The 15,372-nt window shown below is 53.6% G+C and carries 19 protein-coding genes and 3 pseudogenes; 13 read left to right on the top strand and 9 right to left on the bottom strand.

Features of this window, described 5'->3' with window-relative positions:
• Positions 1-422: 422 nt before the first annotated feature.
• The 4 genes and pseudogenes from A462_RS04775 to A462_RS04765 form a co-directional block, all read right to left on the bottom strand.
• Entirely contained in the window at positions 423-1,460 is a 1,038-nt protein-coding gene (locus A462_RS04775; RefSeq protein WP_008438602.1) for a GGDEF domain-containing protein, read from the bottom strand.
• 172 nt (positions 1,461-1,632) lie between these two features.
• Positions 1,633-1,998: pseudogene (locus A462_RS35325) on the bottom strand (methyl-accepting chemotaxis protein); the annotation flags it as partial.
• A gap of 183 nt (positions 1,999-2,181) precedes the next feature.
• Positions 2,182-2,901 (bottom strand): annotated as a pseudogene (locus A462_RS35330) (PAS domain-containing protein); the annotation flags it as partial.
• Between the two features lie 100 nt (positions 2,902-3,001).
• Entirely contained in the window at positions 3,002-3,895 is an 894-nt protein-coding gene (locus tag A462_RS04765) for a hypothetical protein (RefSeq protein WP_008438607.1), read from the bottom strand.
• A 311-nt stretch (positions 3,896-4,206) separates the two neighbouring features.
• Here A462_RS04765 and A462_RS34990 point away from each other — a divergent pair.
• The 3 genes and pseudogenes from A462_RS34990 to A462_RS04755 form a co-directional block, all read left to right on the top strand.
• Positions 4,207-4,302, top strand: a pseudogene (locus tag A462_RS34990) (VOC family protein); the annotation flags it as partial.
• 379 nt (positions 4,303-4,681) lie between these two features.
• The gene (locus tag A462_RS04760) at positions 4,682-4,891 is read left to right on the top strand and encodes a hypothetical protein (RefSeq protein WP_008438609.1); all 210 of its coding nucleotides are present in this window, start codon (positions 4,682-4,684) and stop codon (positions 4,889-4,891) included.
• 579 nt (positions 4,892-5,470) lie between these two features.
• Positions 5,471-5,728, top strand: coding sequence for a hypothetical protein (locus A462_RS04755; RefSeq protein WP_008438611.1), 258 nt, complete (start codon positions 5,471-5,473; stop codon positions 5,726-5,728).
• Between the two features lie 137 nt (positions 5,729-5,865).
• Here the strand turns inward: A462_RS04755 and A462_RS33855 are convergent, their stop codons facing one another.
• Positions 5,866-6,228: a termination factor Rho gene (locus A462_RS33855; RefSeq protein ID WP_008438612.1), complete on the bottom strand. Its 363-nt coding sequence runs from the start codon at positions 6,226-6,228 to the stop codon at positions 5,866-5,868.
• Positions 6,229-7,216: 988 nt separating this feature from the next.
• Entirely contained in the window at positions 7,217-8,356 is a 1,140-nt protein-coding gene (locus A462_RS04750; protein WP_008438617.1) for a glutathione-independent formaldehyde dehydrogenase, read from the bottom strand.
• Between the two features lie 200 nt (positions 8,357-8,556).
• Here A462_RS04750 and A462_RS04745 point away from each other — a divergent pair, with 200 nt between their 5' ends.
• A complete protein-coding gene (locus A462_RS04745; protein WP_008438619.1) occupies positions 8,557-8,793 on the top strand; it encodes a hypothetical protein in 237 nt (78 codons plus the stop codon).
• A gap of 7 nt (positions 8,794-8,800) precedes the next feature.
• Here the strand turns inward: A462_RS04745 and A462_RS04740 are convergent, their stop codons facing one another.
• Positions 8,801-9,049 (bottom strand): hypothetical protein, encoded by a 249-nt coding sequence (locus tag A462_RS04740; protein WP_008438620.1) that lies wholly within the window; start codon positions 9,047-9,049, stop codon positions 8,801-8,803.
• A gap of 316 nt (positions 9,050-9,365) precedes the next feature.
• On the opposite strand from A462_RS04740, the gene A462_RS04735 reads away from it, so the two are divergent.
• The 9 genes from A462_RS04735 to A462_RS04695 all read left to right on the top strand — a co-directional run bounded on the left by A462_RS04735 (position 9,366) and on the right by A462_RS04695 (position 14,210).
• A complete protein-coding gene (locus A462_RS04735; protein WP_008438621.1) occupies positions 9,366-9,620 on the top strand; it encodes a hypothetical protein in 255 nt (84 codons plus the stop codon).
• Between the two features lie 17 nt (positions 9,621-9,637).
• Complete coding sequence (locus tag A462_RS04730; protein WP_008438622.1) at positions 9,638-9,916, top strand: hypothetical protein; 279 nt, start codon at positions 9,638-9,640, stop codon at positions 9,914-9,916.
• A 116-nt stretch (positions 9,917-10,032) separates the two neighbouring features.
• The gene (locus A462_RS04725) at positions 10,033-10,488 is read left to right on the top strand and encodes a hypothetical protein (RefSeq protein WP_008438623.1); all 456 of its coding nucleotides are present in this window, start codon (positions 10,033-10,035) and stop codon (positions 10,486-10,488) included.
• A 28-nt stretch (positions 10,489-10,516) separates the two neighbouring features.
• Positions 10,517-11,053: a cupin gene (locus A462_RS04720; protein ID WP_050550326.1), complete on the top strand. Its 537-nt coding sequence runs from the start codon at positions 10,517-10,519 to the stop codon at positions 11,051-11,053.
• A gap of 86 nt (positions 11,054-11,139) precedes the next feature.
• On the top strand, positions 11,140-11,907 hold the full coding sequence (locus A462_RS04715) for an OBAP family protein (protein WP_008438625.1): 768 nt from the start codon (positions 11,140-11,142) through the stop codon (positions 11,905-11,907).
• Positions 11,908-11,988: 81 nt separating this feature from the next.
• Complete coding sequence (locus A462_RS04710; protein ID WP_008438626.1) at positions 11,989-13,308, top strand: SDR family oxidoreductase; 1,320 nt, start codon at positions 11,989-11,991, stop codon at positions 13,306-13,308.
• A gap of 27 nt (positions 13,309-13,335) precedes the next feature.
• Positions 13,336-13,617, top strand: a complete 282-nt coding sequence (locus A462_RS04705) for a hypothetical protein (RefSeq protein WP_008438627.1) — start codon at positions 13,336-13,338, stop codon at positions 13,615-13,617.
• Between the two features lie 99 nt (positions 13,618-13,716).
• Positions 13,717-13,974, top strand: a complete 258-nt coding sequence (locus tag A462_RS04700) for a DUF6555 family protein (RefSeq protein WP_008438628.1) — start codon at positions 13,717-13,719, stop codon at positions 13,972-13,974.
• Positions 13,971-14,210, top strand: coding sequence for a hypothetical protein (locus A462_RS04695; protein WP_008438629.1), 240 nt, complete (start codon positions 13,971-13,973; stop codon positions 14,208-14,210). Before A462_RS04700 ends, A462_RS04695 begins: the two co-directional genes overlap by 4 nt.
• Before the next feature lie 44 nt (positions 14,211-14,254).
• Here A462_RS04695 and A462_RS34485 read toward each other — a convergent pair whose 3' ends face one another.
• Both A462_RS34485 and A462_RS04690 read right to left on the bottom strand, forming a co-directional pair.
• A complete protein-coding gene (locus A462_RS34485; RefSeq protein ID WP_157222883.1) occupies positions 14,255-14,434 on the bottom strand; it encodes a hypothetical protein in 180 nt (59 codons plus the stop codon).
• Positions 14,435-14,443: 9 nt separating this feature from the next.
• The gene (locus A462_RS04690) at positions 14,444-15,370 is read right to left on the bottom strand and encodes an NADP-dependent oxidoreductase (protein WP_008438639.1); all 927 of its coding nucleotides are present in this window, start codon (positions 15,368-15,370) and stop codon (positions 14,444-14,446) included.
• Positions 15,371-15,372 lie beyond the last annotated feature (2 nt).

Here is a 15,372-nt window from a genome sequence, read left to right on the forward strand (position 1 = left end):
GGTGCGCTTGACACAATCAGCAAAAACGAAGAGTTCATCAAAATGACACTGGCGTTGCTGATGGCGCCGGAGTGATGTCGTCTGGGGGACACATGCCGCGCGGCGCCTAATTCCTCCGTGGGCGAAAGTATCCAAACTATCCCGTTGGGTAACTGCCTGAAAAACGCTTCTGCAACTCGACCGCTGTCACCCTCCTCAGACTGCCATTATCTGTTGACAAAAGGCAACAATCGGCCAAAAGCAGACGCTCAGCGATGGGGGCTAAGCGATGTATTTCATCCCATAATAAGCTTCAGAAAGCTTTCAGCCTCAGAACGGTTATGGAACATCAAAGTGAAGGTGCCCAGCGTAAGCAAGCAGCAAGGGGGAGATTCGATTTCTTCGAAAACGATTTTCACAGACGTCCTCCAGTCAAACCTTAATTACGTAGTTACAGGAAGTAGCGGTTTGACCTGCCTTCCATCCTGAAACACCCGATCCTTACCATCATGCTTGGCTTTATACATATTGCTGTCGGCGCATTTGAGCACCGTTGACATGTCCGATGTCGCTCGGAACGGCGCGACGCCCGCGCTGCAAGTGAATTGATGCGGAGGCAATACGCTGCTACGGATGTTGGCCAGCAGGCGCAACGCATATTCATTAGCAACCGCATCATCTTCGCCCAACAACAAGACACCGAACTCCTCACCTCCAATCCGTCCGACACTGTGGCTGCCAGCGGTGGTTTTCAGGCACCCGGCCATGGCACACAAAATCTTGTCGCCGACATCGTGACCGTACTGATCGTTTTTTAATTTAAAGTCGTCAATGTCCAACATTATGAAGTAGCCGCTAGGACCTTCAGCCAATGCCTTTTTGAAGGTCTCTATAAAGGCCCGCCGGTTAAGTAAGGAGGTGAGAAAGTCTGTCTCCGCCAATGTCCTGAACTCACTTTCGACCAACAATACCGACCGCATGCTTCTTAAAAAGGTAAAGCTAAGAGTAAAACCAATGGACATGGAGGCAACGCAAAAAATCACCACATAAACTTCCAGTCCCCGGTAAAAGCCAACGTCCAAAGTGGGCCACATCAGCATCCAGACCAGTAATGTAGAAAAAAGATAGTCCTGAACTGTGACGAATAAGATAGCACTGCTTACAACGATGATCACAGCAAGGGGCAGCGTAAAGACGCGTAACTGCACATCGGTGTCAATCACATATGCAAAACCGAGTGACAAAATCAATATATAGACGCCGCCAAGCATTCTCCATATGCGGAAATCAGCAACTACGCGATGGACGTACCAAATAACAAACAACAATGTTGTGACCAATAGGTTGGGTAGATTTAACGTTGTCGCAGGCTCAATCAGCAAAACGCAAAGCCAGGAAACAATTCCTGCCATTTCAATCTTGGTAACCGCTGGTGACAGCAGCGTTCGCATTCTTGGTCGGATTTTGAAAATCGCCGGCATCCCTAAACTCCTTTTCCGAAACGGCCTGAATGTGACGTGAACGTGTGACCAATGACTTAAGTGTATTTCGGCATCTATACTCCTGTTATCAATCGGAAAAGACTGCACGCAAAAACTTTCATATTGCTTTCACCATCAACGAAGAGGCGTTACCGCGACGCAGATAGAGCATTCAATGCAGGTCGCTGGTGACTCTGCCAATGGCTTTCACGACTTGCTTTGCGCCTGACTGGATAGCCACCATCGCCATACCTGCCTGTTCGGACAGTTCCAATAAAACGTCGGCTTGGTCTCTGCTGCACTGGACATGCAACGCTGCTGCGCCGGCCAATTCTCGGTTTTGCCTGACCACGCCGTTAATCTCCCGCGTGGCTGCACTGGTACTGCCGGCGAGCTTGCGCACTTCATCCGCCACAACAGCGAATCCTCGCCCATGCACTCCAGCGCGTGCAGCTTCGATAGCGGCGTTAAGCGCTAAAAGATTGGTCTGAGTGGCAATGGCGCCAATCGTGTCGACGATGGAACCGATCAACTGCGACTGCGATTCAAGCGCGGTCATGCTGTCGGTCACCAAGGCCATCTGTTGGGCGATATTCTGTGTTCCAAGTACGGAGTCGGCGACCAATTCCATACCTCGGTTAGCTTTTACATCGGTATCTAGCGACACGTCGTAAGCCATGGTCGCTGCTTGTTTGATTTGGTCGGCTTTTTCAACTTGCTCGGTCACTACACTAGCGAATTTGGCAATTTTATAAACCCGACCGGAAGCGTCTCTGATGGGATTGTAAGTGGCCTCTAGCCACACCACTTTTCCGCTTTTATCTACCCGGCGAAAGCGACCAGCGTTAAACACGCCCTTGTTCAGACTCTTCCAGAACTCGGCGTAATGCGCCGACGCCACGTCCTCCGCCAGGCAGAACAGGCGGTGATGCTTGCCCTGTATCTCCGCAAGGCTATAACCCATGGCCTGGACGAACGATTCATTGGCGTAAATGACCTCACCCGCGAGACTGAACTGAATCATCGCCATCGAGCGGTTCAGTGCGTTGAACATTTCGATGACCTCCTGTTCGTCTTGCGCCAGAGGTGGTGCAACCATGCCGTAGCCTTGAAACGTCCGGTTCGCTGCAGCGATCCAACCTACATTGAGTGTCACAGCACGGCCGTCGGAGGCACGATAGCGTTGCCGTTGGATGGCGCACAGGTTGGGTGCAAAATCATTCTGCGGTTCCGTGTTGATGTTACTCATTGCCATATTTGAAAGCTGTTCCAGCGAGTATCCCAGCGTTTGCGCAAACCGCTGGTTGGCCGAGATAATCCGACCAGCACCATCGACACGTATTGAAAGAAAAACCGCTTCGATACCGGCAACTGTACCGAGCGACAGGGACAGTTCCTCTTGGCAGGCAAAAAGAGCATTCTTTATCTGGCGATTAAACACGCTGAACTCCGGTATAAACAATTACAACAGAAAAAGACATTGCTCAGTGTTTAAGTCGATCCCGAGAGGGAAGGTTAAATAACAAACGAACTTATTGGGGCTAGCGTCCACAAATAATGCAAATACCGCCAGACTTGTTTTCCACTTCGCTTTCATCAACTCCCAGTTCCATGCTGACCCGTGCAACTGCGAAGTAAATTGACATGGCCCGCCGCATCAGTTCGAGAAAGGCTGAGCTCAACTCCACCAAGCGTTTATCGCATTTGAAATAGCCGTGTAACTGGCCTTCCTTGATCATGCGCTGCATGTGTGTTTTGGATACGCCCAGACGCGATGAAAGCTCAACGTAAGAGGATACTTTGTAGCCAGTCTCTAACGAGCCGTTGCGCAAGGCATCAGCATAGAGTGCGAGCATCGGCAGGTGACCGCCATCCCGGTTGAGAATCCATTTCGCTTCAGGCAAAAGCTTGTCGAGCAGGAAGTCGCCTTCAAGTATTCTGGCAAATCCTCGAAAAAAAACGCGCAATAGATCCGCACTTTTCCCCAGGCCCGACAACCAACTGTCGTATGGAGAGATCATCTGCGAAGGCAGTAGATACGATTTGATTAGCTGCGCGGTATTGCACAGCGCTTTATCCGTGGGTCGGAAGCTACGTTGGCGTCCGTCCTGGACATGTAACCGGACATCCAGATATCCGGCGATAGATAAAAACGAGCAATATGAGTCCAGGCTGTTGCGAGACATATAGCCACGCTCTTGGCAAAATGCTTTCACTTTGGACAAGGGAACTTGCTCATCTTTATAACTAAAGCTCAACAAAGACAGTGCTACCATGAATCGGTCATATTTCAACAGGTTTTTATAGAATGAAGGCTTTTGTCGATAGTTCTCCATAACCAAATCGAAATGCAGGAGAACAGCTTCGTCTATATTGCCTCGGGTCATTTCGTAACTGGTCTCTTTCAAATTCTCAAGCAGATCAGTCTTGTTCATCGAGTACACACCCCTTAATCGGCAATATCAAACGGCTACCATTCGCAATACGCACAGTATATGTGTATTCGAACCGCTGGCAGGTTCACCCCAAAAATGTTTTATGACCTGACGCGCTTCGATTATCGGTCATCCGCAAGCGTGTCTGATCGATGCCCTCCGGCTTAAAGACGCGCTGCGTGCATGAATCTGTTCGACCAATTGCAGCCAACAACACATCACGATAATTCCCGCCCGTTCTTGCATCATGATCCTCGCCACGTTCCCCTCGTGCCACCGAACTATAGTTGTAGGATCTAACCCATCTTGGAGTAGGCCGGCGCGAATTCATCGTCCAGGATCCTGCTGACGGTTGTCTCGTCAGGTTGGTAGCGCGGTTGGGTGAGAGGCCGACTTACTCAATCTGAATTTGAATCTAAGCCAAGCCGATGTTCAGGTTTCGGGTTCAGCGGACGTAGTTCATCGTCCGCTAATGGCCGATTCTGTTGAAAAAGTCGGTTCGTCCAGACTGCCCAATCCTTGGATCGACTGGGCTCGCAAGCAGGCTGATCTCTTGGATCCTTTGAAGGGGAATCTGGCATTMATTACCACKTTGGASGTAGAGYTAGAAAGCTGGTTCAGTGGCTCACACTACGGACAGGCAGARAAAGGTTGGTGGTCTGAGTAGTCGGCRACGATGTAGACCTCAGGAAACACGACTTTGAATKGGCYCTAATCGCAACGTTTAGASAATTGGTCATCGCAAATTTYCCTACTGCTACGCTKTCCTCACACGGAGAATAACCAATGACCAATTCAGACCTGCTCCCTTCCCTGCTTTTCAAGATCAATCAAAACCAACTCGCCCTCGRAGCTGCCATCATGGAGCTAACACTTTGGGTCGAGCATCGCGGRTCTGCTGAMGTMGCCGAGAATGTTCGCGGTGCGCTTGACACAATCAGCAAAAACGAAGAGTTCATCAAAATGACACTCGCGGTGCTGATGGCGCCGGAGTGACGTCGTCTGGAGAGTCGCAAGTCATTGCGAACACTCAGTACAGTACGAGTTTCTAGATACTACGGAGTGCTGGAACTTCTCCTTCATCGCTGAATTACGAAAACGCAACATCATGATTTTTCTAAACAAATACTGGGCTTCGCGGTTTTTTATATACGGAAAAAATAGTGCGTTTGATGACCCAGTTTGAAAATCGCCTGACCGGCATTAATCAGAATACGAGCGATCAGCGTTCGACGCATTTCCGATTAGAAAAGAGACGTTTATGAGCGATACTAGTAAGCGACTTAGGGAAGAGCGTGTGCGATTGGAATACACGCAGGCTGCTTTGGCTAAGGTGGGCGGTGTTTTGGTAAATACGCAATATAAGCATGAGGAGAGTAAGCGAAGTCGAGCGCTTTGTATCTTGCTCTATTAGCTAAAATTGAAGTGACCTTGTGTATGTGTTGACTGGGAGACGTTCCCAACAGGTCTGAATGGGCGCCATCCACCCTGCTAAAAAGGGCTGGTACTGTGTTGTGCAAATGGGCGTACACTCGTCATTCAATCGTATGCATCATGATGCAGGGAAAGTAAGCCATGAACGACGAGAAAAATGAGCTGCATTCAAACAGCCTAGAAGCCTTCGAGTTACTTTCCAAGATCGCTACGGCAACCAGCCGATTAGAGGCAATCAAGCTTGATTTTTCTATGCATGCTCTGTTGTGGGGTTCGGAAGCTCATGGAAAGTTAAGCCGACTCGACGCGGATAATTTATGTATTGTGTTCCGAGTCGCATTTGAAAAGCGCATGTTTGAACTGGCTTCTTCACAAGAGAACACCAAAATTCCAAGATAACTTCCCCAGATCTGGAGACACCTTTATCTTGCCTGGGCTGCCGTCGACACGGTTAATATCTGTGTCTGCCTAGACTGGTTCGTCGACTTGCAAATCGTTTCCAATGCATCGCTCCCCTCCCCCCTAACGCACATCATTCAGTCGTCAATCAGTTCACTTTTACGCATAGTCGAGCGTCCTGCTATCCGGTGTTTACGAGCTCGGTCCATCAGCTCATTTTTGCTCATGTCCTCTAATAGCTGATCAGGACGCGGGACCGCTCGTCGTGTCGCTGCAGCTCGCAGGACTGATGATTCTCGGGCTTTAGCTTTTGTAGCTCCGCTTGTCTTCTGGCCAGAGCCACCCTTCCGGTTACCGCCACCTGATTGTTTATTTACTGTTCCCCAAGCACGGCTTTCGGCCTGATCTTTGGACACCCCGTTTGCCACGTAGCTATCTTCAATATGTTCTGCTTTACGTTTTTGCTTGTCGGTGTACTTATCTTTATTCCCACGTGGCATAGTTCCACCCTCCTAGTTGCTAAGCAATTCGCCTAAAACTGTAGAGCGCCGAAACGAAACCGGGTTCAGGCCAACCGATAAAAGTTTTCTCGAATACCATTGCCAATGTCAACTGCTTTCGGGCAAGAAAGCCTCATCATTAATATGGGCACATCACTCGTTTAGCAGCGCCTAACCAAATCAGGCAATTTATCTCAATCACCACTAATTGATGTATATGTCTTTGGCCTAAGCGATTAACGACCGCCCGGGCCATCAATCACTACTCATTATCATCGGCCCTGCCCTCTTGCATCTGTACAGAAGACTTCGTGCCACTCGAATTGCCTTTCGTTGCGTTATCGGCGTTGTCAAAACATCCATGTAGCATGAAGGCGCTGCACAAAGCTAAACAAATAGATAACCTTTTCATGATCGTTCACCTTCCAGCAAGTAGTTCATAAAAGGCACGAGATTTCAGACCGATCATCGCACCCCATTTAGCTTACTTTTCAAAGTCCGACTTTAAGCGCGAGCCACCATAAACTTAGGCGTGCTGTGCTTTTTTCCACTACTGAGGTGCCGAACGCTCGCGCGTCGCACCTAGGTACAGCTTGTTCTCCACTCATACCTGCGCCTTTAACGGCATCAGCCATCGTTGGTCGTTGACGCACCTCAGCCGGAATAATTTTTGAATGGCTAGTAGCCATCAAAACCAGCAAGCTTATTCAGCACCTTCTGCATCTCGGTAAAAAGTACGTAACATCCTCTTTGTGCCACTCAAGGCGAGCGGAGAAACAGAAAGTTTGTCCGGCTCACGAGTGGATCTTCCAATAAACACTGCCCCCCCCCGATTGTCGAGAGCGCAATGGCGAACTTATGACGGCTTTTGAACATCCCCCCTCAAACTGCCTTGACTCTAAGCGCTCAATACACTTCAGTAAGCAAAGAGATTTATCTTCACAAAAAACCATTCCGATACCAGCCGGCAAAGAATTGGCTAATCAGCTCACACTGCTGGTTTGAGCACGACCTTCGTCCAGCCATCGTCACGTGCGTCGAAATGCTTATAAGCATCTGGGCCCTCAGCGAGCTTGAGACGGTGAGAAATGATCTGAGAAGGTTTAGCACGTCCATGGTGAATGAGCTCGGCAAGGCGGCGGTTGTAGACCTTGACATTGGCCTGGCCGGTTCGAATCTGCTGGCCCTTAAACCAAAAGGCACCGAAGTCGAAGGCCATCTTTCCCGCCTTTGCCAGCTCATTTTTTGCACCTAGATCCTGCGGAACGAATACGCCTACAACGCCGATCCCGCCGGTGGCTTTGGTTGAAGCGACAAGGTTATTCATGGTCAGGTGATTTACTTCATGACCGTTGCGATCGCAGCATTGGTAACCCACACACTCACAGCCGCGATCCGTACCTTTGCCATGGGTCAGATTCAATATTTGATCCACTGCTTCCTTTTCGAGCGAGTTGATGGGCGTGGCGCCAATCTGAGCGGCCAGCTTCAAACGGTCAGGATGGTTATCGACCACAAAGACTTGGGAGGCGCCCTTGATCATGGCTGAATGGGCTGCCATCAATCCCACCGGTCCGGCGCCGTAGATGGCGATGCTTTCTCCAGGAAGCAGGCCGGCCAACTCGGTCGCATGCCAACCCGTAGGGAAAATGTCAGATAGCATGACGTAGTCCTCTTCACGCTCTTGTGCGTCATCGGGCAACACCAGACAGTTGAAGTCGGCGTACGGCACTCGAAGCAGCTGAGCCTGCCCGCCTTGATAGGGTCCCATGTCGGCAAACCCATAGGCCGCACCGGCACTCCCTGGGTTAGCCGTCAGGCAAAAACCGGTCAGGCCCTTCTCACAATTTTCGCAAAAACCGCAGCCGATGTTGAACGGCAAGCAAACTCGGTCGCCTATCTTGACCCGATCAACCCCTACACCAACTTCAATCACCTCGCCCAAATTCTCATGCCCAAAAACTCTTCCAGCTTCAAACGAGGTTCGGCCTTCGTACATGTGCAGATCAGATCCGCAGATGTTGGTGGCGGTTACGCGCACCAAAACATCGGTAGGCTTTTCGATCTTAGCGTCCGGTACATTTTGCACACTGACGTCACGAGGGCCGTTGTAAACAATAGCTTTCATTGCGTTCTCCCAGAGGCAAGACGAAAGGGAATTTTCGTCAGCGCATGTTTATCTGTCCGGAAGAGGAAATCGTATGTTCAAGAAATCCACCTGCAGCCTGACGAGCGGTAATTCTCAGATCCGATCAAAAAAGTCTGAATTATTCGCCCGTACGTCCCTCTCTCATCTAAACCGTTAGGAGATTGATTGGAGGAGTTGTCTTGAGTTATCTGGACTGGGTTCAGTGGCCTGCCATGGCAGTAACAGTGGTCGCGGCGTGGCTTATCGGCTCTCAACGCCCGGCGACAAGAATGGCGGGGTTCTTCTGCTTCATATTGAGCAATATTCTTTGGGTTATATGGGGTGCTTACGCTGGGGCCTATGCATTGATCGTGCTGCAGATCTGCCTCTGTTCGATGAACCTGCGCGGGTTTAAGAAGAATTTTCAGAGTCAGTAATCGCGATTCAACCGGAGGCCCGGTTGCCGCGTTGATTTTTCCTGAACCCGCGAGCGTTCATGCCCAGCAAAATGCACTCGAGCGTAATCAGACCGAAAGCATTTGCGTGCCATCCCCAAACAACCCACAGCGCATTGCTGAGGATGAAGCCCCAGAAAGCAATCATGCGTCGGCGCGGTCGTTGAGATCCGATAAACCAGGCCGAGATGACCGTCACGACCATGGCTGGCCATTGCACCCAGTCAATCAGATCCACACATCACCCCTTCCGGGGCTGAGAGCTGAACTCATGGAAGGTTCAACTCCGTGGGGGGCATGGTAGGCATAGGGAAGCCAGGTACGTTTTGGGCAGAAATCACACCCCCCTATCATTGATATCCCCTCCACCTTGCCAAGTGTCTTCAGCAATCGACACTGCGCGAACGCGAAAGGTTTAAGTCAGCTGGATATTCGGACTTAACCCGATCTCGACAAGGGGCGCCCGCACTCCAGTGCCACCACCGCGCCAGTATTTACGTAAATATATTCTGAGCTAGCCTTGGGGTGTCCAAATCTTCAAGCACGGTGATCAAATGGACACACTGACCAAAATGGAAATTGAGATAGCCCTTTCGACCCGCCTGCCTAATTGCGGGGTGAAGTGCAAAATCAATCCGGATGGCACCTTGTCCATCACCGTGTTGGCACATGGCGCTGACCAATTCACCATCGCCAACATCGATCGCGCCCGGTATCACGGAGAACAGGGAGTCACCAGGCTCATCCGTGAAATATTGGAAGAAATGGTGATGTCCAGACAGTCTTCCCGACTGTCGTCCACAGGGTAGAAATGCGAGGTCTTTTTATGTCTGATTTTATTGAAGCCACCGCGCGGGTCATCAAGATCGACTACCTTCAAGACACACTGTTCGGTGTGAATGCGCTTACCTGTGAGTGCATGGCACATGTCGCGCGTACTGCTTCCGGGTGGCAGTTGCGGCTGACTCCGCCATGGCCCTCGCGGTTAAAGGATGCCCATACGATTGCGTTCGAATGGGACGGTGTTGCCTGCCATGGCCTCATCAAGGACGTGCAACCATTGCCCCCAGGTGAACTGCTAGTGGCAATTGAAATACAGCCGTGAAAGCAAAAATGTCCCGCAGCAACGCATTGACGTTATGCGGCATACCGGCTCAACCGCAAGCAAGCGAGAGGCTCCAGCAAGCCGGATAACCGGTCTTAACTGCGAGGAAAGTATCGATGAAAACGTCATCCGTCACTGCGCTGAAGGCATCGATGGCTTTAATGTTCGTTTTGGCCACCTCTTCGGCCCTGGCTGCCGGCTGCGATGTGGTTACGCGCCCTCAAAGTGACAAGGTACCCATGGTTGAACAACACACCTGTTACGCCTACGAAGGTGTGCCGGCAGATGACATCGATTGGTCGTGTAGCAACGAACACACTGACATGTTGGCCACGCAAAAAACCAGGGTTGCCCAATGTCCCGGCGACTTTTCCGCCAGTTGCAAGGCCACGTTGACCCAGGAGGCGCTTGCCAATCCTCATGCAACGTCCAAAGCTCCCGGTCATGCCGGGGCTATGCTCCCCAACAATGCCCGGGTGGTGACTTACCACTATGCCGCTCAGGATCTCAAACAGGCCAAAGTCGATTGTGAAAAAGACGGCGGGCAGTGGACATGGCAGTCAGCCCAATAGCCGTCACACGCTCAATCGGAGTTTTTAGATGACTGTTTCTAAGACTGATTCACCGACGCCAACGTCCCTGATGTTCGAGCCCAATCACCCCGTGCCGAACAACTCTGACCTCCCGGTGCTCGTGTACACCCAAGTGCTATCACCACAGCTCGTCGACCTGGCCACGCGCTTTGAGGAAATGTTCACCACTCAGGGCTGGCCGCCCAAGTGGCGCAGTCGGGTTTATGACTATCACCACTACCATACCGAAGGGCATGAGGTGCTTGGTATCGCGACAGGCCATGCCCAACTGATGCTTGGTGGCCTTAACGGGCATGTTCTGGAGGTGCGCACTGGAGATGTCCTGCTGCTGCCCGTCGGGACCGGGCACCGCAATATCAGCGCCAGCGAAAACTTCCTGGTGGTAGGCGCTTACCCGCCGGGCCAGCATGCGGACATCTGTCGCGAAGCGCCCAGCCAGGCGCAGTTGGCGAGGATCAAACAGCTGCCGTTTCCTGATCAAAGTCCCGTAAAGGGTGATGACGAGACGTATCGCGGCCTTTGGATAGGTCGACGTACCGGCTAACCCTGCGCACCCAAGCTGCGCGAACAGTAGGCGGTTAGGGCCGGCTTTAACCTTTCAATTTGAACGCACGCAACAGGATGGAACCTATGAGGCTTGACACTGGAACGCCGCGGGCTGCCGCCTCACTTTGCCTGGCCGCGCTCCTTGCCCTGCTCAGCGCATGCGCCGGCAACACTTCACCCTCAAACGTCGAAGCACCCGGCAAGCCTGAAACCCCAAGCACACAAACGCTGGAGGCCGGCGCCGCCCTGTTGCAGTCGCGTCCGCCGATAGACGCACTGAACGCCTACCTGGATGGTTTCCACTTCTACAACGGGCATCCCGATGTGCAGATGGAAGCCCATCATTACTGCGCGATTCTCAACGAGGAGGTGATCCAGTGTGTGATCTATGACGGCAATCGCAAGGACGCCAAGCTGATGGGTGTGGAATACATCATCAGTGAAGCGCTGTTCAAAGGCCTGCCCACGCCGGAGAAAGCGTTGTGGCACAGCCATGTGCATGAAGTGAAATCGGGTCAACTGGTCGCACCAGGGATCCCTGCGGTAGCCGAGCATGCCCTGATGGAAAAGCTGGTGCATACCTACGGCAAAACCTGGCACACCTGGCATACCGACCTCAACAAACGCCTGCCCTTGGGCATGCCTCAACTGATGATGGGCTTCACCGCCGATGGGCAGGCGGACGCACACATGGTCGCTGAGCGGGACCAGCGGATGGGGATCGACAGCGCCCGGAAAAAACAGGCACGCACAGACATCGTCGCACCGCCCATTGCGCCAGGCGCAGATGCCTGGCGTCAGGGCAACATCATTCAGATCGTCGACCCGACCGCGCCGCCGCACGCCCACTGACAGTGCCTTTCGGTCATTCCGATGGAACGATCATTTACGCCGCCTTCTCTATCGCAAAACACGTGAATGGAGGATGTCGTGATGATCGACTCAGCAACCGGCATGAAGCCCGGCGAACGGTATGCTGTGCACAACCTGGAGCGAACCCACAATTTCGGCGGGTTTTTCCTCGATGGAAAATACTACCTCGGCCCGGAACTGATGACGGCGGTCGGGTGGCTGGAAGGCCAGACGTTTTTGTACGACGAACTCGATGCGTCGGGAGAACCGGTTTTTCCAGACCGGGTCACAGGCGTTATCGATGACCTGACCCTGTTAATGAACGATGGCGCGCGGCTGAAGTTGCATACCGCGCAGGTGCATGTGCAGCCTCCCAGCGATCACCCCGAGTTCTCACACACCCCGGCTAAAATAAGCGGGCAACTGCTCGGTAAGACCGTAGTGATTACGGGTGCCTCCAGCGGGATTGGCCGTGCCGCCGCGCACGCCTTCGCCGAGCAAGGCGCACGTCTGGTGCTTGCCGCCCGGGACGACAGCGCGCTGGCCAACGTCGTCGAAGAATGTGCCGCACGCGGCGCCGAGGCGGTTGCGGTCAAGACCGACGTGATCCACAGCGATCAGATGAGGGCCCTGGCCTCCAAGGCCGCTGCGTTCGGTCATGGCCGTATCGATATCTGGATCAACAACGCCGGCGTGGGCGCCGTAGGCAGCTTTGAAGACACGCCCCTGGCAGCCCACGAACAGGTGCTGCAGACAGACTTGCTGGGTTACATGCGCGGTGCCTACGTGGCATGGCCGTATTTCAAGGCACAAAAGGCCGGCATCCTGATCAACACACTGTCACTCGGTAGTTGGGTTGCCCAGCCCTACGCCGTCGCCTATTCGGCGAGTAAATACGGCCTGCGTGGCCTCAGCGAAGCGCTGCGCGCAGAGTTGACAGGGCTGCCGAATATTCACGTGTGCGACATTTACCTGGCGGTGATGGACACGCCAGGCTTTCGGGATGGCGCCAACTTCACTGGTCATGCACTGAAGTCGCCATCCCCAGTGTATGACCCTCAGCAGGTGGCAGAGGCGATGGTTGCCTGTGCGCTCCAGCCTCGCAAAAGCACCACCGTGGGCGGCGCTGCAATAGCTGCTCGGGTTGCACACTTCCTGGTGCCGGGCTTCGCACAGCTTTCCGGCTGGCTGACGCGCTTCGCGCTGGGTCGTAGCCCCCAAGCCGATACCTCGTCGGGCAACCTGTTTAGCGCTTCCGCGGGGCAACGCCGGGTAGAGGGGGGATGGCGCCAAGCCAACCGACCCGCGCCCTTTCTGCTCATAGCAGTTGGCGCTGCGTTGTTACTGGGCGGCGTTGCGATTGCGCGCACCTATCAATCAACTAACAAACATCAACAATGACCGCTCTCGTTAAATGAGGTAGCCCTAATGCCTTACGATTACCAAGGTAGTGCCAGTGTGATTACCGCCTCACGGCACCTGGGAACACAATCGGATGAACGCCTGAACGCGTCCGTCTCGATCCACCTGACCAGCAGCGGCAAACCCACGCTTGCGCGGTTGAGCTTCGAGATCCCGCTCGACTGGCCCGGCAACCCCAACTTTGTCACGGTCAACTTGCCCGACGGCTCTTCCGTGAGCGGTGTAATTGCCGAAATTGAACGACCGAACACTGGCCCGGGCTGGGTGACGTTCACGGTGGACGACTGATGGTTTTCGCAGGTCGTGTCGCTCATCGAATTGTCGAACAATTTCTTTGAATTTTTTTTGACGCCAAAAATCTGTAGTTCATGAGCATAAGGAGGCCTCATGAACCACAACGAATTATTTACGATCAGCTATCAACTGCACGGTGAGCGCAAGTCGTTCATCGTGCGGGCGCAGGGCATGGACAACGGCGAAGCCTGGCATTGGGCCAGTTGCGATGCCGGCGTCGCGGTCATACCTAAGTTTGGCCAGCAAAAACTCAAACGTGTCTCCAAACCGATGGCCGAAAAATACGGCATCACTGACGTGCACTGGCGCGGCGCGGCAGCGATCCGGTGGACGGAGGGTGTATCGCAATGAGCGGTCAACTACTCAGTTACACATCCCGGCAGGCCTGGAATGACGAAATGGCGCGCACCCACCAAATGTTTTTCGAGGCCGATAGGCTGGATGCAATAGCCTACAAAATTATCGGGACCTACCAAGGTGATGCGCACACCTGGGCACGCTTTATCGAGGCCAAGAAGATTGCGGACGCGCAACGTACCGCCGCGTACCAAGAGTGGATGCGTATTAACCGCGCGAAGCGCAAATGAACGGCCAGCCCTGCCGAAAACAGGGCTGGCGCGCCAGCGTGGTGTCACGCCCCTGACTCTGGGTCTTTCGAAGGCCCGCCAGGGGCAACGCCGCCCTGCTCGGTCTCGACTTTCCAAGGGCGGTCGACATTCGGGTTTTCCGATTTGTCGTTTCGTTTGGCCGTTTCAGGGCGTACTTTTTGCCCGGCATGGGTGCCTGGGATGGGTTTTGAATGCTCGCTCATACCACCTCCTCAATCGCTGACGTGCAATACAACTTTGCCGTGCACGTGTCCGTTAGCAAGGAAGTCCAATGCTTGCTTGGCCTCTTCCAGTTCAAATGTCTTGGCCACATACACCTGCACATTGCCCGCCGCGATCAGCCCGGCGATCTCGGTCAGTTCCTCACCGCGCGGGTCGGCGGTGAACCGTGTGCCGGTCTTGCCTGCCGCTTGGGGATGGTGCGCATCGGGCATGGTCAGGGTCGAGACCAATCGCCCGCCCTCGCCAAGCACCTGCCATGAACGCGCTTGGGTGTCGCCGCCGATCAAATCGATAACCAGGTCGAAGTCCTTGCAGATGTCCTCGAACCGTTCGGTCTTGTAATCAATGGCGCGTTCGACGCCCAGCTCGCGCAGGAACGGCAGGCTGTCAGTGGATGCGGTGGCATACACTTCGGCGCCCTTGACCTTGGCAAATTGCACCGCGAAATGGCCGACGCCACCGGTGCCTCCATGGATCAACACCTTTTGCCCTTGCTCGAGCTGACCGTGCTCGACCAAGGCCTGCCAGGCAGTGTGCCCGGCCAGCGGCACGCCGGCAGCGGACGGCCAATCGAGGCCTTCAGGGATCAGCGCCAGATGCTCGGCAGGCACCCGCGAGTACTCGGCATAACCGCCGTCGGCACCGATCATGGCAAACACGCGGTCGCCCGGCTTGAAACCACTGACGCCTTGCCCAACCTTTTCAATCACCCCGGCGACTTCCCGGCCCAACGTCAGCGGCAATTTGTCCTGCTTGACCTCAGGGTACTGACCCTCGCGAATCTTGTAGTCCACGGGGTTGATACCCACAAAGACATTCCTGACCAGCAACTCACCCGCCTTGGGTTCCGGCACCTCGACCTCGCGTACGTGCATGACCTCGGGGCCGCCAAATTGCTCAATCCTGATTGCTTTCATGC

This window comes from Pseudomonas sp. Ag1, assembly GCF_000278565.1.
Classification (GTDB): Bacteria; Pseudomonadota; Gammaproteobacteria; order Pseudomonadales; family Pseudomonadaceae; genus Aquipseudomonas.